Annotated in this window: 8 protein-coding genes; all 8 read right to left on the minus strand. The window is 68.3% G+C overall.

Going from position 1 to position 18,529, the window contains the following annotated elements:
• Positions 1-131 precede the first annotated feature (131 nt).
• Positions 132-9,575, minus strand: coding sequence for an amino acid adenylation domain-containing protein (locus ACZ5ZX_RS16705; RefSeq protein ID WP_465502880.1), 9,444 nt, complete (start codon positions 9,573-9,575; stop codon positions 132-134).
• A 2-nt stretch (positions 9,576-9,577) separates the two neighbouring features.
• Complete coding sequence (locus tag ACZ5ZX_RS16710; RefSeq protein ID WP_465502881.1) at positions 9,578-11,530, minus strand: ABC transporter ATP-binding protein; 1,953 nt, start codon at positions 11,528-11,530, stop codon at positions 9,578-9,580.
• 136 nt (positions 11,531-11,666) lie between these two features.
• Complete coding sequence (locus tag ACZ5ZX_RS16715) at positions 11,667-12,494, minus strand: prephenate dehydrogenase (protein ID WP_465502882.1); 828 nt, start codon at positions 12,492-12,494, stop codon at positions 11,667-11,669.
• A gap of 132 nt (positions 12,495-12,626) precedes the next feature.
• On the minus strand, positions 12,627-13,592 hold the full coding sequence (locus ACZ5ZX_RS16720; RefSeq protein ID WP_465502883.1) for a ParB/RepB/Spo0J family partition protein: 966 nt from the start codon (positions 13,590-13,592) through the stop codon (positions 12,627-12,629).
• A 1,447-nt stretch (positions 13,593-15,039) separates the two neighbouring features.
• Positions 15,040-15,630: a M15 family metallopeptidase gene (locus ACZ5ZX_RS16725; protein WP_465502884.1), complete on the minus strand. Its 591-nt coding sequence runs from the start codon at positions 15,628-15,630 to the stop codon at positions 15,040-15,042.
• A gap of 140 nt (positions 15,631-15,770) precedes the next feature.
• Positions 15,771-16,379 carry a D-Ala-D-Ala dipeptidase VanX gene (vanX, locus tag ACZ5ZX_RS16730; RefSeq protein WP_465502885.1) on the minus strand — a complete coding sequence of 203 codons (609 nt, stop codon included), beginning with the start codon at positions 16,377-16,379 and terminating at the stop codon, positions 15,771-15,773.
• Positions 16,376-17,416 (minus strand): D-alanine--(R)-lactate ligase, encoded by a 1,041-nt coding sequence (gene vanA, locus ACZ5ZX_RS16735; RefSeq protein WP_465502886.1) that lies wholly within the window; start codon positions 17,414-17,416, stop codon positions 16,376-16,378. The genes vanX and vanA overlap by 4 nt, the downstream gene beginning before the upstream one ends.
• Entirely contained in the window at positions 17,409-18,449 is a 1,041-nt protein-coding gene (gene vanH, locus ACZ5ZX_RS16740) for a VanH-AOV family D-lactate dehydrogenase (protein WP_465502887.1), read from the minus strand. The genes vanA and vanH overlap by 8 nt, the downstream gene beginning before the upstream one ends.
• Between the last annotated feature and the right edge of the window lie 80 nt (positions 18,450-18,529).

Consider the following 18,529-nt stretch of genomic DNA (forward strand, 5'->3'; position numbering starts at 1 on the left):
CCCTCGATCCGAAATGGGCTTCTTGTCGGAGTACACCCGGTTGAATTCGGGGTGGGAGGTCCTGGGGTATTGGGTTTATAACCCTAATCGCCACTCACGACCAACCCGCCCACACTCAGCAGCAGCAGCAGTTAGCGGCCGCTTTCGAATTCGGCTTCGAATTCGTCGATCTCGTCCTGGTCCAGTTCCAGAAGGGCGACGTCGGACGCGGCGAATTCCGCCGCGACGGGAACACTCGCCGCTCGCTCCACGATCGCCGCGATCGCCGCGGGCGTCCGCTGCTCGAACACCTCGCGCGCGCCGAAGGCCATTCCCGCGCGGTGGGCCCGCGCCGCCAGTTGCATCGAAAGGATCGAATCCCCGCCCAGTTCGAAGAAACTGTCGTCCGCACCGGCCCGCTCCAGGCCGAGCACCTCGGCGAAGAGCGCGCACAGCAACCGCTCCGCCTCCGTGACCGGCTCCCGGCCCGAAGCGCGGCCGTTGAAGTCGGGATCCGGCAGCGCGTCCCGGTCCACCTTCCCGTTCGCCGTCAACGGCAGCGCTTCGAGCACCACCACCGCCACCGGCACCATGTACCGCGGCAACCGGGCCGCGACACCGTCGAGCACCTCGGCTTCGTCCAGTCCGGTCTCCCCGGCGGCCGTCACGTATCCGATGAGCCGTTTGCCGGAAGCACCGTCACGGGCCACGACCACCGCCTGGCCGACGGAGTCCTGCGCCACCAGTGCCGCTTCGATCTCTCCAGGCTCGATCCGGTATCCGCGGATCTTCACCTGATCGTCGACCCGGCCGGCGAACACCAGTTCCCCGTCCGGATTCCACCGCACCAGGTCCCCGGTCCGGTACATCCGCTCACCGGAACCGAACGGATCGGCGACGAACCGCGTCGCGGTCAGCCCCGGCCGGCCGAGGTAGCCCCGGGCGACTCCCGCACCTGCCACGTACAGTTCGCCGATCGCGCCCGGCGGCACCGGCCGCAGCCACGAATCCAGCACGAACGCCCGCGCGTTCGTCATGGGGGTGCCGATCGGCACCACATCGCCGGAGGGCGCCGGCTGACCGGGTTCGAGCCGGTATTCGACACATCCGACCGTCGTCTCGGTCGGCCCGTATTCGTTGACCACCACGGTGTTCGGGTACGTCCGGCGCCACTGGGCGATCGTGTCGACAGGCAACTGTTCGCCGCCGAGAAGCAGGTCGCCGGGCACGGTGATTTCCCGGGTACCGGTGTCCAACGTCTTCAGATGGCTCGGCGTGGCCTTGAGGAACAACGACGGAGCGCTCTCCACCGTGCCGATCAAATCTTCCAGTGCGCCGACCTGAACAGTGCCGCCCACGGTGAGCGGAGTGAGCACCGCGGTCACCGTCAAATCGAAGGCGATCGACGAATGCATCAGCGATCGTCCCCGCAGACCGGGATACTTCCGTCCACAATGGAACAGATAGTTCGCCAGGTTCCGATGGGTGACGACGACGGCCTTGGGCTGACCGGTGGAACCCGAGGTGTAGATGAGATAGGCCGGGTCGCGCGGATCCAGCGGCCGGACGCGGTCGGCGTCGGTGACCGGCGCCCGGTCCGGACCTGCCGGTTCGGCCACCACTCCGGGATCGTCGAGCACCATCGTCGTCGACCGGGTGGCCAGCACCGCACCGGCCGGGGTCGCCGAAAGTGCCGCGGTGGTGATCACCAGTGCCGGTCCGGCGTCATCGAGCATGTAGGTGACGCGGTCGGCCGGATAGACCGGATCGATCGGCAGCCAGGCACCGCCGGTCTTGGTGACCGCCAGCAACGCGATGACCAGTTCCAGCGACCGGGGCAGCATGACCGCGACCAGGTCTTCGGGTCCGACACCTCGATCGATGAGCCGGCGCGCGAGCCGATCGGAGCGGGCGTCGAGTTCGGCGTAGGACAGCGACCGGTCCTCGAAGGTCACCGCGGTCGCCTCCGGGGTGGCGGCGACCTGCGCGGCGAACAGCTCCGGCAGCGTCCGGTCCGGCACCTCCACCGCGGTCTCGTTACGCGCTCGCAGCTGTCGCCGTTCGGACTCGGTGAGGATCGGCACCGCAGCCAGCGGCAGACGCGGATCGGCGACGACGGCTTCGAGCACCTGAGTGAACCGCTCCAGCACGGCAGTGGCCTGCTCGGTGCTGAACAGCGCGGGCTGGTGCTCCAGCCGCAGCCGGAGATCGGTGCCTGGCACGACAGCCAGCGCCAGCGGGTAGTGGGTGGCATCGGCGGCGGACAAGTCCCCCACCCGCAACCGATCCGGTTCCGCGTCGGCGGTCTCGGCAGGCCTGGGGTAGTTCTCGTAGACGACGAGGGTGTCGAACAACCGGCCCAGCCCGGCGGCCTGCTGGATGTCGGCGAGCCCGACGTGGTGATGCGCCAGCAACGCGACCTGTTCGTCCTGCATCCGCCGCACCAGTTCGGCGAAGGTGTACTGCGGCCGCATCCGGACCCGGACCGGGACGGTGTTGATGAACAAGCCGACCATGGTCTCGATGCCGGGCAGCTCGGCCGGTCGCCCGGACACCACCGACCCGAACACCACGTCGTCGCGGCCGGTGAGCGCCGAGAGCACCATGCCCCACACCGCCTGCAGCATCGTGCTGACCGTGGCCCCGCACTCGCGGGCCCGCGCCGCCAGCGCCTCGGCGAACGTCTCGTCCAGCGCCGCCCACAGCTGCCCTGGCAGCTGGACCGGTACCGGCCGGTCCTCCGCGACCAGGGTCGGCTCGGGCAAACCCGCCAAAGCGTCACGCCATGCGGCGGTCGACGCCTTCTGATCGCTTTCCCGCACCCAGGCCAGGTAATCCCGGTACGGGGTGACCGGCGCCAGCGCGGCCGGAACCGCCCCGTGGCGGTAAAGCGTGAACAGCTCGTCCAACAGCAGTGGCGTCGACCAGCCGTCGAGCAGGATGTGATGGTTGGTCAGCACCAGCCGGTGCTCGTCCTCGCCCAGCGCGATCACCGTAACCCGCAGCAGCGGGGGCTCGGCCAGCTCGAACGGCTTCGCCCTTTCCGCCGCGGCCACCGCCGCCGCCTCGGCGACCGGATCCGCCGACCCGGTCACGTCGACCAGGGTCACCGGTACCGCCACGGCACCGGGGATCACCTGGTAGGCGGTCCCGTCGGCGGCGTGCCGGAAACCGGCGCGCAGGTTCGGATGCCGATCCAGCAGTCCGCGCACCGACTTCCGCAGCAGCCCCAGATCCAGCGGACCGGTCAGCTCCAGCACCGCCTGCGCGGTGTAGACGTCGACCCCGCCTGCGTAGCCCGCGTGGAAGGCCAGCCCGTGCTGCAACGGCGAAAGCGGGAGCAGGTCGGCGACCCCACCGGCGTCCGCGTATTCCGCTTCGAGGGCCTCGATCTCGCCCTGGTCCAGGTCGACGAGGGCGAAGTCGGACACGGTGTGCCCGCCCGCGGCGGGATCGTCCGCCTGCCGGGCCAACCCGGACAGCATGTCCAGCAAGCCCTCGCCCAGCCGTTCGACCTCGGCCTCGTCAAGCAGGCCTTCCTGCCATTCCAGCAGGAACGTCAGTTCCGGGCCGCCAGGCAGATCCGCGACGATCGCGTTGACCTCGATCGCGTGCGGCAGGCCCATGCCGGGTTCCAGCGAACTGCCGATGTCGCCGACCGGCTGCCACGCCCGCACACCGCTCTTCTCACCGGTGGCGAACCTGCCCATGTAGTTGAACCCGATCCGCGGTGACGGCGATTCCGCCAGCACCGGCCCCGTCGCGTCGTTGAGATACCGCAGCAAGCCGTAGCCGAGCCCGTCGCCGGGCACGGCCCGCGACTGCTCCTTGACCACCTTCAGCAACCGCCCGGCCGCCGGACCCCCGGCGAGCGCGTCCGCCAGATCGGTCCCCGCCATCTCCAGCCGGACCGGATACGCGCTGGTGAACCAGCCGACCGTCCGGGACAGATCCGCCCCGTCGGCCGGATGACGGCCGTGGCTTTCCACCTCCACCAGCACGGCGTCCCCGCCGCGCCAGCGCGCCACCGCTCCGGCCAGCCCGGCGAGCAGGACCTCGTGCACCCCGCAGTGGAACACCACGGGAGCCCGCCCCACCAACGTCGAGGTCTGCGCGTTCGGCACCACCCACGAGCGGGAGCGCACCGCACCTTCCGCGGCCTGATTCGTGGTCAGTTCCTCCGAACCGAGAATCGCCTTCCACGCGGGCAGTTCGGCGACGCGTTCCGCGGAGACCGCCCACTCCTTCAACCGGTTCGCCCACTGTTTGAACGAGAGGCCGACCGGCTCCAGCGCGGGCTTCCGTCCCGCGGCCGCCGCCTCGCAGGCCAGCTGCAGATCCGACAGCAGAACCCGCCAGGACACGCCGTCGACCGACAAGTGATGCGCCACGACCACCAGGCGGCCGACCCGATCCGGTCCGGCGTCCACCCACACCGCCTGCGCCATCACCCCCGCCGACGGATCCAACCGGCTCACGGCCGCTCGGGCCGCTTCCTCCGCGACCTCGTCCGGCGAGCGACCGTCGACGCTCACGCGGGTGACCGAGCGCGCCACGTCCAGCGATCCGCGCTCACCCACCACCAAGCGACGGCCGCTCTCGTCGTCGACGACCCGTGCCCGCAACATGTCGTGCGTGTCCACCAGCGCCGCGAATCCCGCCGCCAGCGCCTGCACCGTCAGATCCGCGGGCGCGCCGACCGTCGTCCACTGCGCGAACCCCGGTCCCGTGACGCCGTCACCCAGCATCCGCATCACCGGCGTCCACTCGAGCTCACCGGCACCGTCGGGCGTCGTGGAACGACCGTGCTCCGGCGGCGCCGACTCCTCCGCCAGCCGCGCGATCCGCTCAGGGGTCTTCCCGTCGAAGACGTCCGCCGCGGTGAACGTCAGCCCGGACCGCCGCGCGCGTGCCGCCAACTGCATCGAGAGGATGGAATCCCCGCCCAGCTCGAAGAAACTGTCGTCCACCCCGACCCGCTCCAGGCCGAGCACGCCGGCGAACAACTCGCACAACACCCGCTCGGTCTCGGTGGCGGGTTCCCTGGCGGGCGGCCCGGTGGTGAAATCGGGATCGGGCAGCGCGCGCCGATCGATCTTCCCGTGCGCCGTCAGCGGCAGGGCGTCCAGCGCCACCACCGCGGCGGGCACCATGTACTGCGGCATCCGGGACGCGAGCTGCGACCGCACCGCTTGCGTGTCGATGTCGCCCGGGGTCACGTAGGCGACCAGGCGATCGTCGCGGACGGTCACCGCGGCCTGGGTGACCCGCGGGTAGGCGGACAAGGCGAACTCGATCTCACGCGGTTCGACCCGGAACCCGCGGATCTTGACCTGGTCGTCGGCGCGTCCCGCGGACACCAGCTCGCCCTGTTCGGTCCAGTACGCCAGATCCCCGGTCCGGTACATCCGCTCACCGGGCGTGAACGGATCGGCGACGAACCGCTCGGCCGTCAGCGCCGGACGGCCCAGATAGCCGCGGGCCACGCCGATCCCGGCCAGATACAGCTCACCGGTGACACCGGGCGGCAACGGACGCAGGAACGAGTCCAGCAGATATCCGCGTGCCCCGGGGACCGGGCCGCCGAACGGGATCGGATGCTGACCGGGCGACAACGGCAGGCTCATCGTCGCGCAGATCGTGGTCTCGGTCGGCCCGTAGGCATTGATCATCCGCCGGTCCGCGGACAACCGGTCCACCAGCCCCGGCGGGCAGAGTTCTCCCGCCGCCACCACCGTCTGCACCGTTTCCGGCAAGGTCTCGGCCGTGCCCAGCACCGACGGCGGCGCCTTCACCTGCGTGATACGCCATTTCTCCAGCACGTCGGTGAACGACGCCCGCGGCGGCAGATCCTCCTCCGGCGGCACGACCAGCGTCGCCCCCGACAACAGCGCCATCATGACCTCGGAAACGATGGTGTCGAAGCCGAGTGCCGCGAACTGCAGCACGCGCGACGACGGCGTCACCCCGAACCGGTCGATATGCGCCAGCGCCAGATTCCCCAGTCCGGTATGGGTGACGACGACACCCTTCGGGGTACCGGTCGACCCCGACGTGTAGATCACGTACGCGGCGCTACGCGGATCCACCCGCGGCAGCTCCGCGTCCGAGCCCGCCGAGAGATCCACCTCGTCGATCACCAGCAGCCGGTCCGCGAACTCGGCGGGCACCGTTGTCCGCGTCGCCTCGGCGCACACCACCAGCATCGGATCCGCGCTACGGAAGATCCATTCCTTGCGCTCGTCCGGATAGGCCGGGTCCACCGGCACGAACGTGCCGCCTGCCAGCAACACGCCCAGCATGCCCACCGTCCACCAGGACGATCGGCCGACCACCAGGCCGACCCGGCATTCGGAGCCGACACCGTGGTCCCGCAGCACGGCCGCGAACTTCAGCGACCGCTCCCACAGCTCCGCGTAGGTCAGCTCGCCGTCGCTGTCCGCCAGCGCCACGTTGTCCGGCAGCCGCGCCGCCATCCGTCCCACCAGCGTCGGCAGCGGCTCGCCCGCCACCAGCGGCGGTTCCCAGCGGCGCTTCTCGGCGGTGCCGATCCCGATCCGCCCCACCAGGCCCGCCGGGTCGGCGACCAGCGCGTCGATCGCGCCGACGAACCAGTCCAGCAGCGACTCGGCGACGACCTCCGGGACCTGCCCCTGCCAGTAGCCGAGCTGGATCCTGAACCGGTCCCCCGGAGTGATGCCGAGGGTCAACGGATAGTGGGTGCCCTCGATCGTGCGCCGATGTGTCCATTGGGCGGCGTACTCCCGCGGGTAGTTCTCGACCACCAGCAGCGTGTCGAAGGTCGCGCCGGGTCCGGCCGCCTTCTGGATCTCCGGCAGGCCCAGATGCTGATGCGGTTTGAGGGCCGTCTGACGGCTGTGCAGATCGGTGAGCAGGTCCACGGCCGATCGCCCGCCGTCCAAGGACACCCGGACCGGCACCGCGCTCATCAGCAGGCCCGGCATCGACTCGATACCTTCGAGTTCCGCGGGCCGGGTCGCGACCATGGTGCCGAACACCACGTCGGTCCGCCGCGTCAGGCGCGCCAGCACCATCGCCCACGCGGCGTGCACCACCGTGCTCGGCGTCAGCCCGTGCTCGCGGGAGAACTCCAGCAACCTGGTGTGCAGAGCCGGGGACAGGTGGGTGGCCCGGTAGTCGTAGTCCGTCGCGGCGGCCGCCGTCGCGATCAGCGCGGGCTCGTCGAGGCCGGACAGTTCCGTCCGCCAGGCCGCGCGGGCCGCGTCCTTGTCCTGCCGGTCCAGCCAAGCCAGGTAGTCCTTGAACGAGGCACCGCCGCGCGGTTCCGGCAGCCGTCCGCCCGCCGCGTACGCCTCGGACACCTCGTTGAGAATGACCGCCACCGACCAGCCGTCGACCAGGATGTGGTGGATGACGAACAGCAGCCGGTGCCGGTCCTCACCGGTCCGGACCAGCACCAGCCGGACCAGCGGCGCGGCGGCGAGGTCGAACCGCTTCTGCTGTTCCTGCCCGGCCAAGGCCTCGACGGCCGCGTCGACGTCGTCGGCCCCGCTCAGGTCCACCGACCGCCACGGCAGGGTGAAGTCCCCGTGGACGGCCTGCACGGTCTTGCCCGATTCGAGCCGATGGAAGGTCAGCCGAAGCTCGGCGTGCCGTCGGACGACCGCTTCCCAAGCGGCCCGCAGCCTGGCCTCGTTCAGCGGTCCGTTCAGCTCCAGGATCACCTGAACCTGGTAGATGTCCGGCCCTTGGTCGTCGAGGATCGATTCGAAGAGCAGGCCTTCCTGCAACGGCGCCAGCGGCCAGATCTCGTCGGCGGCCGGAGCGGCGATCGCCAGCTCCGCCTCCTCCGCCGCGGTCAGCTCGATCAGGGGCCCGTCGACGGGCCGCTCGGCCGGTACCGGGCGCGCCACGGCCGCCAGCCGGGCGGGGGTCTTCTCCTCGAAGATCTGGACGGGCGTCACCAGCAGGCCCGCCTTGGCCGCCCGTGCCGCCAGGCGCATCGCGAAGATCGAATCGCCGCCCAGCGCGAAGAAGCCGTCGTCGACACCGGCGCGGTCGAGCCGCAGCACCTCGGCGAACAGTCCACAAAGGACGCGCTCTTCCTCGGTCGCGGGTTCGCGGCTCGTGGCGCTCGCCTCGAACCCGGGAACGGGCAGCGCCGCCCTGTCCACCTTTCCGTTACGGGTCAACGGAAGCGCGTCCAACGCGAGCACGACGACCGGGACAAGATACGCCGGCAGCACCGCACCGAGCCGCTCGCGAACGAGAAGGGTGTCCACCTCCCCGTCGGCCACCACGTAGCCGACGAGCCGTCCGTCGATCGCCGCCACGAAGGCGTCTTGAACCTCCGGCTGCGCGATCAGCGCGGCCTCGATCTCGCCGGGCTCGATCCGGAAACCGCGGATCTTCACCTGGTCGTCGGCGCGGCCCGCGAACAGCAGCTCACCGTCCGCGGTCCACTGGGCGAGGTCCCCGGTCCAGTACATCCGCTGCCCTGGCGCGGCGGGATCCGCCACGAACCGCTCCGCCGTCAGTCCCGCCCGGCCGAAGTAGCCCTCCGCCAGACTCCCGGAGAGGTACAGGTCACCGACGACGCCGGGCTGGACGGGCCGCAGCGACTCGTCGAGCACCTGGACCCGGCGGCCGGCCAGCGGACGTCCGATCGGCAGTACCGGACCCAGCTCGTCACCCGGCTCCACCAGCAGCCACGTCGCGCACATCGTCGCTTCCGTCGGGCCGTACATATGCCGGATCCGCGCCAGCGGGCAGGCTTCCCGTATCCGCTCCACCGCGTGCACGGGCACTACGTCGCCACCGGTCAGCACCTCACGGAACGCCGCGAACGATTCCGGCGATTCCTCCGCCACCGCGCGGAAACTCCCCGCGGTCAGGTACACCCTCGTCACCCCGGCCGCGGCCGCGGCCCGCAGCCGCCGGGCGTCCACCGCACCCGGTTCGGCGATCACCACCCGGGCACCCGCCGCCAGCGGCGTCCAGATTTCGAGCAGGGACGCGTCGAAGGCGTGCGGCGAATGCATGAGCACCGCTTCACCCGGCTCGATCGCCCAACCGGGGTCCCGCACCAATTCCGCGACGCTGCCCTGGGAGATCGCCACTCCCTTCGGCGTGCCCGTCGAGCCGGACGTGTACATCACGAACGCCGGCTCTCCGGGGCCCACCGGCGCCGCGGCCGCGCCGGGGACCTCGTCGTCCGTGGCGGCGTCCGCCTCGATCGACTCGATCCCCGACGGTACGGCGTGACGCGCCGCGGCCGAGCACACCATCAGCGCGGCAGCCGAATCCGCCACCATGAATTCCACCCGCGGAGCGGGGTAGGCGGCATCCACCGGCACGTACGCCGCCCCCGCCTTCCACACGGCGAGCAACGCCGCCACCAGGTCGGCCGAACGGTCCATCATGACCGCGACGCGGTCGCCGGGACGGATGCCCCGGTTGATCAACCGCCCGGCAAGCCGGGCCGCGCGCTCGTCGAGCTGCCGATACGTCAGAACCTGATCGCTGTCGGCGACGGCCACCGCGTCGGGTGTCCGGGCGACATGCGAGGCGAACAGGTCCAGCACCGTCGGCGTGGTCCGCGCTGCGGAATTCATCGTCATCCTCCGAAACCCATGTATTGGATCGCCGGCTCGGGCTCGTCCAGCTCGGGTTCTTCGACTTCCGGTTTGGGCGCGTCGTTTGCCGGGTTGGCGAACTGCGTGTGGTACAGCTCGGCGTAGAGACCGCCCTCGGCGAGCAGTTCGTCGTGCGTGCCGCGTTCCCGGACCCCGCCACCGTCGATCACGAGGATCTGGTCGGCCTCGCGGATCGTGGACAACCGGTGGGCGATCACCAGTGAGGTCCGGCTGCGCAGCGCGGTCTTGAGCGCCCGCTGGACGGCGGCCTCCGACTCGGAGTCCAGGTGGGCGGTGGCTTCGTCGAGCACGACGATCGTGGGTGCCTTCAGCAGCAGCCTGGCGATGGCCAGTCGCTGTTTCTCCCCACCCGACATGCGGTAGCCGCGGTCACCCGTGACGGTGTCCAACCCGAGCGGAAGGGATTCGATCAGGTCCCAGATCTGGGCCCCCTTGCACGCCTCGATCAGCTCGTCCTCGGTGGCCGTCGGACGGGCGTAGAGGAGGTTCTCCCGGATCGTGTTGTGGAAGAGGTAGGCGTCCTGGCTGACCACACCGACCGTTTCGCGGAGCGAGGAGAAGCTGACATCCCGCAGATCGTGCCCGCCGACGCGCACGGTCCCGGAGTTCGGGTCGTACAGCCGGGAGACCAGGTGGGTGATCGTGCTCTTCCCCGCGCCGGACGGGCCGACGAGCGCGGTGAGGGTTCCGGCCCGCACATGGAAACTCACGCCGCGAAGGACCTCCGGCGCCACTTCCCCACGCTCCCGCTCGCCCTTCAGGTGCTCCAGCGACGCCAGCGAAACCTCGTCCGCGGTGGGATAACGGAACTTCACATTCTCGAACTCGACGTCCGGCGCCACGTCCTTCTCGAGGTCGACCGCGTCCGGGCGTTCCTGGATCAGCGGCTTAAGATCGAGCAGCTCGAAGACCCGGGAAAAGCTCACCACGACGGTCTGCGCGAGTTCCTGCATCCCGGACAGCTGGGTGATCGGCCCGAACAGCCGGGAGAGCAGGGTGGCGATGGCGACCAGCGTGCCGAGCTGGAACGCGCCGGCGAGCACGAGCTCGCCACCGATGCCATAGACGAGCGCGGTGGCGAGCGAGGCCATCAGCGCCATCATGACGAAGGCCGTGCGGCCCCAGACCGAAAGGCTCACCCCGATGTCGCGGATCCGGCCGGACCGCTCCTCGTACTCGGCCATCTCCTCGGCCGGGCGACCGAAGAGCTTGGAGAGCATCGCGCCCTGGACGTTGAACCGTTCCTGGAGAAGTCCGCCGAGGCCGGTGTTCGCGTCCATCAGGCCAACGCTGCGCCGCTGGATCACCCGCCCCACGCGGATCCAGGGCACCAGGAAGAGCGGGATCAGCACCAGCGTGATGATGGCGACGAGCCACGAAAGGTAGATCAGCTCGGCCAGCACCACCACGACCATGACCACACCGGTGGCCGCCATCAGCAGACCGGTGAAATGCTGCTGCGCCATGATCAGTTCCGTGTGCAGCCGACCGACCAGCACCCCGGTCTGGGTGCGGGTGAAGAACGCGATCGGCAGCTGCCGGACGTGGTCGAGTGCCTGAACGCGGAGGTCGTAGGTGATCCCCTCCCCGATCTTGCCGGAGATGTAGCCGGACACCAGCGCCAGCACCGCGGCCACCAAGGCGAGTCCGGCGGTGAGGCAGGCCATCAGGACCACGACCCCGGAATCGTTCTTGACGATGCCGCCGTCGATGAGCTCCTTCAGCAGCAACGGAGTCGCGACGACGATAAGCGCCTCCAGCACGGCGACGAGAACGAAAAGCGCCACCTTGCCGATATGCGGGCGGAAGTAGGTGAGGACGCGGCGCACAGTCCCCTTGTTGACCTTGGTCACCCAGGGATCGGGATCGTCATCACTCTTGTCCACCCCCCCGAAGCGCAACACCACATCCATCCGGTCACCTCTCTCATACGCCAAGTCGGCGATCTCAATCGTGCTTAATCGAGTCGATGTCCACGAGTGGGTCCAAGCGAGCACTTTCGGCACTTGGACGCGGTGGCAACGGTTTTCGCCGCGGAACGCGCTCGTCTCAGCTGCCGGGGATCCGGCGCCGGCCGTCCGCGCCACGCTCCAGCAGATCCGTCAGTCCGGCCAGATCACCGGACCGCAGCGCCGAGGCGGCCGTGGCGAGATCGGCCGCTATCCGGTCGAGCACCGCCGCGACCGGATCGGCGTTCCCGGAAAGGATCATCCGCCACAGCAAGGGATTTCCGGCGGCGATGCGGGTCACGTCGCGCAGCCCCTGGCCCGCCAGCGCCAGCGCGACCTCGTCGGCGGACGCCAGACTCGCCGCCACCGCGGACGCCACCACGTGCGGGGCGTGCGACACCAGCGCCACCGCCGAGTCGTGCTCATCCGCGCCGACGACGACCGTTTTCGCCCCGCACAACGACACCAGTTCCCGCACCCGCCGCATGGCGTCCGCGCTGGTCGCGGAGCCGGGGCAGAGGGCCCAGGGCCGGCCGGAGAACAGCTCGGCGCGGGCGGCCCCCGGGCCGGATCGCTCCCGGCCGGCGAGCGGATGTCCTGGTACGTAAGAGGTCAGGTCGCAGCCGAGCCGCTCCGCGTCGGCGATCGGATCGACCTTGACACTGGCGACGTCGGTGTAGGTCCTCGCGGCATTCTGCTTCTGCAGTGCGGCCAGCCGCTCCCCGACCAGATGCGGCGGTACGGCGATCACCGCCAGATCCACTTGCTCGCCGGTCCACCCCAGACCGGCGCCGAGCTCCCCCGCCAGCCGTACGGCATCCGGGTCGACGTCGGAAAGGTAGACGGCCACACCCTTCCCGCGAAGGGCCAGCGCGGCCGAGGTGCCGATCAGTCCGGTGCCGACGACGAGCGCCTTCTGGAGGGTCACCGCTCTTTCTTAGGCCGCCCCCTCGCCGATGTCCAGCCGCGAGGACTGGGCATCGGCCCGCGTGTCCATTGTGGACAACGGATCGACCGGTGGCCGAGCGGCGAGCCGTCGGCCACCGGGTAGGTCAAACGCTCATCCCGCGGCCAGATCGGTCGCCCGGTTCTCCAGGTGATCCGCGAAACCCGCCCAGACCCTGGCGTGATCCCTGGCGAATCCGGCGACCACGCCGTACAGATGCGGCGGGACACCGCGCACGATCCGCTCCCATTCCTGTCCGTCGATGGAGTGCATGGTGAGCATGCGCAACAGGATCCGGCCGACTTCGCTCAGCCGCAGCGCGGGATCGGCCTTGAGGCGCTCCAGCATGGCGAGCCGTTCACGGTCCACGGTCTGGCCGAGGTCCGGCTCCGTCAAACTCAACGGATGCGGTTTCGGGCGCAGTCTCCTTGTCCCGTCCGGGGTCGGGCTCTCACCACGTTCCAGCCTTCCCCGCACGTCGCGGACCGTCTCCGGGGAGATGCCGACCTGCTTGGCGACCTGACGGAGCGAAAGGCCCGGATCGTTGCGGATGAGCTCGGCGGCGAGTTTCCGCCGCTCCGAACTGTCGACGGGACGGATCCGGCCGTCCCGCCCGATTCTCGCCTGGTTCCCGTTCTCTCCTCCGCGTCTTCGCAGGTCGGCCACCGTGCCGGCGGAGATCCCCGTCGCCGAGGCCACCCGCCGATCGGACCATTGCGGATGCGTCCCGATGATCTGGACGGCCGCACGTTTGCGGTCGGCGAGCGACAGCGGCAGCCCATGCCGGATGTTCGCCTCGACCGCCAGGACGAAGGCATCCGATTCGGTGCCTTCGACGAACCTCGCCAAGATCTTCGTATCGCCCCGGACCCGCGCCACCTTCAACCGGTGCAGGCCATCGATCACCTGCATCGTCGGTCGGTGCACGAGAATGGGCGGAAGCTCCCACTCTGCCGACAACAGCGTCTCGACGTGCTCCGGATCCTCGCCCGAGGTTCGTGGCGAGCAAACGGAAGACAGCCGGGACAGCTCGATTTCGACGACCGGGAGAGCGAGAACGTCAACTCTCGTCGGATCCACCTAGCCCCCAATGAATCTGTTATTCGGCAACTTGCGGTACGACATGGAACCCACGGTCCAACTGCTCGAGATCCGTGGTTGGACACCGAGATTTCGGCAGGCACGGGGCCGGCCGCGAGAGGGGAGCCTCGGCAGTGAGGATCCCGCGAACACCATTGACAGACCCGTACGTGCACGGGCCGTTTCCACGGTCCACCCGGTGACCGGAGGCGACGTTGCGCTCCGATGGCACCACCGGGTCAGGCCGGCGTCCTCTGCTCGCCCCTGTGCGTGCTTCGGTGAGACGAGCGCACAACGACATCGGCTCGACAAGCCGTTGTCGGTTCGGCTCGACGACGCCGGAGCGCGCTGCGATGCGAGGTTTCGGAACAGGGCGGCCTCGCGTACTCGGCGAAGGCCGAGCTCAGACCAGTGGTATCACCGGTTGGTTTCTACGATTTCCTCGCGGTCGCGAGTCACCGTCGCACCCCCTAAGTCCCCAGCAGGTGGCACATCCCCAGTGAGTGCACACGCTGTCAGCATGGCATGACCGATCGTTGTCGGCAATTGACGAACAGTGTGATTTCCGCAGTGCGGTCCCCACCCAAGATCATTTTTCGAAACTTTTCCCGTTTCTGTTGACGCACGAGCCGTACAGTGCGTAAAGCGCACCCGCGCGGAACCACCCCCTAGACGTCCACCCGGTTAGGCTGTTCGCAACCTCCGGTTAGACCGTTCGCGGGCCTTGATTTTTCGCCCGCGATGAGCATGGACTAGGGGGGTCATATTCCGTTCATCGACAGTTCTTCACACGAATGGCCGTACCGGTATTCCTTTCGGGGAACCACTGCGGCGAACGGGTGATCATGACGGGCGATCGAGAGGTCGAACCCCCGGAGCAAAGCGAGGGGGTGTACTGGTGGAAGCACCGCGTCGGTCGACGGAAAGTACAACGGGAGGCACCCGGGCCCCTGCCCACAACGGGCTTGACCTGCGAAAACATCAGAGCTCGTTCCGACGGGGCGAGGATGGCTCAGCCGATCCCGTCACCCGGGCGAGCCGCACACGGCGATTCCGTCATTGTCCGTTCACGGCTTGACAACGCGGATATCGAGAACCTTTTGTTTTGGCGCGCCTGCTCCGCCCCTGCCCGCCGAAACCGGGGGACTTATCCCACTGGCACGATTCGCCCGATTATGCCGACGGGACCGCGGGTTACGCCGATCGCGAACACCGAGCAAAGGCGATTACGCCAAGACACGCCGCCCCTCTCGACAAGACAGTCGAGTTTTGTTCCCCCGGTACCGAGTGCTCCTTTTAACCTTCCGGGGGATAAGGCGAAGATGTCGTGTTCACGGAGGCGACTAATCGGGTCCGCGTGACAAACGACCGGGTCAAGCGGGGTGAGTACGCGCAGTATGTGACGTTCTAACACGATTCGTCAGGCGCGTTCGCGGCGCAGGTGAGGTCAGTGCCGCAACCTCGGGTCATGACTCGGGTCGGGCAACATGGGCGGGCATCCGTTCTCCACCGCCTCGGGGCGCAGTTCGTAATGCCAGGGTTCGTTGCGGTAGATCTGGCACAACCCGTAATCGGCGCCGTGCTCGGACAGCCACGCCGCGGAAGCGGGCGGCCCGATATCGGCCGCGCCACCCGCCACGTGAATGGACTTCTCCGGGGTGGCCACCCACCGGGCGGCCTCCTCTTCGGATCCGTACTTCGCGACGGCCTTGCGACGGAGCCGGTCCTGATACTCCGGGGAGCGCCAGCCGCTGTTGACGAAGAGCTCGACCCCGTCGTCCGCGGCGGCCGTCGCGGCCTTGCGCAGGGCGGCGAGGAGATCCGGATCGAGATTGACGACCCCGGGCACCCGGTCGTCGAACACCGTCGTCCCCTTGGGGATGGCCCCGTGCTCCTCGCCCAGCGCGTCGCGCGGCTGGATGCGGACCAACCGGTAGCCGAACGCCCTCGCGATCGCCGCGACGACGACTCGCGGGCCGGCGGCGGAGGCCCTGAGCACCCGGCGGACCCTTGTCCGTACTGGTTCGCTGCGGATCATGCGTCCAGTCAACACCGCGTGCCACCACCGATGCAGGGTGGCCTGCAGCCAAGCCCCGGAAGTCCGTGAAGGCCTCCTTCCCTACCTTGAGAGTAGGGAAGGAGGCCTTCACGGACCTGCTAAACCGGCAACCGGCCCGGCTATTCGATGGGGAAATCGAAATAGGTGTCCGGATAGGGTTCGTCCTTCAGGCTGTAATGCCACCACTCGCACTCATAAGCGCTGAACCCGCTCGCCTCCATGATGGAACGGAGGTGGAGCCGGTTCTTCACTTCTTCTTCGGTGATCCCCTCCGCGCCATGATGCGAGACGACGTCCATCACGTCGTGGTCGCCGCCCATGGGGGCGAGTTCACCGGTGGCGAGGTGGTAGATCGTCAGGTCGACCGTGCTACCCCGGCTGTGCCCCGACTTCGTTGCCACGTAACCCTTTTCGAACATCTGGGGCCGGTCGATGTTCGGATAGTGCCGCGCCTTCTTCCGGCCGTCCTCCGGCTCTTCCGCCCAGCGCATGAAGCGGTTCACCGCGCGCTGCGGGCGGTACCCGTCCCAGAGAAGCAAGCCGAAACCGAGAGACGCGGCTTCGTCCTTCGCTTTTTCCAGTGCGGCGCACAAGGCCCTGGTGCCGACGATGCGGTTCACCAGGTACCCGTCCACCGGCTTACCGGTGAAGTTGTCCCAGGTGGCGTATTTGGCGTCCCACCGTATTCCGGGGACGACCTCGTCTACGAAGACGAAATCATCCTTCATCCGTTACGACCCGCCAAGGTCAACGCCACCAGCCGGTCGACGACCTCGCCGAGCGGCAGGCCGGCGGCCGCCATCATCCGCGGGTAACGGCTGTACGAGGTGAGGCCGGGCAGGGTGTTGACCTCGTTGAGCACGACGCTTCCGTCTTCCTTGAGGAACAGGTCCACGCGCGCGAGACCCCGGCAGCCCAAGGTGCGGTAGATGGCCTTCGCCGTCTCCTGCACGAGCGTGCGCGACTCCGCCGGGATGTCGGCGGGGACGATGAAGGACGAGTTCTCGGAACCGGTCTCGGGGCTTTCTTCCTGGTGGATCTTGAAGAACCCGTGGGTCAGCGCGACCCGGTCCACCTCGCCGGCGAACAGGTCGTCGCCGTTGCCGAGGATGGAGCAACCGATCTCGCTGCCGACGACGGCCTCTTCGATCAGGACCTTCGCGTCGAACTCCCGCGCGGTCGCCAGTGCGCTCGCCAGTTCTTCCTTGTCGGAGACCTTGCTGACGCCGAACGACGAACCCGAACGCGCGGGCTTCACGAAGACGGGGTAGGTGAGCTTGTCGGGATCGACGTCGTTGTCCGAGGTGACGATCCAGAAGTTCGGCGTCGCGATTCCCGCGCCGCGGATGACGGCGTAGGTGAGGGACTTGTCCATGCACAGGGCCGAGCTCTGGACGTCGCAGCCGACGTAGGGGATGCCGGAGATCTCCAGCAGGCCCTGCATCGCACCGTCTTCACCGAACTTGCCGTGCAGGACGGGCAGCACCACGTCGAGGGCGATCGTCTCGTACTTGCCCTCGTCGAGGACCAGCAGGCCGTGCACGCTCCGGTCCGGGGAGATCACGACCGGGCGGGTCTCGCCGGACTCCCAGTCCGCGCTGGGGCCGTCGCAAAGCTTCCACTCGCCTGCCAGGGTGATCCCGATGTAGTACGGGTCGTACTTCTCGAGGTCGAGGTTCTTCGCGACCTCGACCGCGGACTTGACCGAGACTGGATGCTCTTCGCCAGATCCCCCGAAGATGATGCCGAGTTTCAACTTACCCATGCTGGTTCCCGCTTTCAAATTTCAGGCAATTGACGATAGAGTTTTCAACGGTGTCACTCAAAGCGTGATCCGTGTAATAGGCGGTATGCGGGCTGATGAGGACGTTCGGCAGTTCCTGCAACCGCAGCAATGGTTTGCTTTCGATGTTCTTGTCACTGCAGTCGGCGTAGAAGACTCCCTCCTCACCCTCGACGACATCGAGTGCCGCCCCGCCCAATTTTCCGCTGTCCAAAGCCGAGATGAGGGCCTCGGTGTCGATCAGCGCACCGCGTCCGGTGTTGATGATGAACGCGCCGTGCTTCATCTGCTCGATATTGTCACGACCGAGGAGATGGTATGTATCCGCGTTGAGCGGCGCATGGAGCGTCACGATGTCGCTCCGCCGCAGTAATTCGTCGAGAGAAACGTAAGTGGCGTCGGCTGCCGGGACCTTGTCGTAGGCCAGCACTTCGCAGCCGAAACCGCGCAGCCGGTCCATGACCGCGACGCCGATGCGCCCCGTCCCGACCACGCCGACGGTCAGGTCACGCAGCTCTTTCCCGCGCACGTCATGCAGTCTGTAGTCGTGCACATCCGCCCGGCGGATGATGGACTTCGCGTTCCGCAGCGACATCAGCATCAACATCAACGTGAAGTCGGCGACGCTGTCCGGCGAATAAGAGACGTTTCCGACGGTGATGCCGACACTCTCGGCATATTCCACGTCGATATGGTTGAACCCGATGCTCCTCGTCGAGACATAGACCACACCGGCCTGGCTGAGCGCGAGAAGAGTGGAGTTCTCGATTCGGGTTTTATGACCCACACTGATGCATCGGTTCCCGGCGATCAGTTCGATATTGGCCTCGGATACCGGTTCCGCCACGATGGTCGGCCGCACCCCAAAGCGAGGAGCCATCTCCCGGAACAAGACGGCTTCATCCTGCCCGCATCCATAGATCGTGATCCCCATTACCTCCTCGGCGGAGGGGGACGCGGACGCCAGCGATCGCGTGCGGGTGCCCGCTACCGGTGCTGGTTCGCTGTAGGTCATGCCCAGCAGTGTAAGCAGCGCGCTGTCGCCGACCGGTATGTGGTTCTATACCCCTGGTCACCACCATCGCCGATTACGGG

The sequence above is a fragment of the Amycolatopsis sp. NPDC033938 genome (assembly GCF_055575975.1).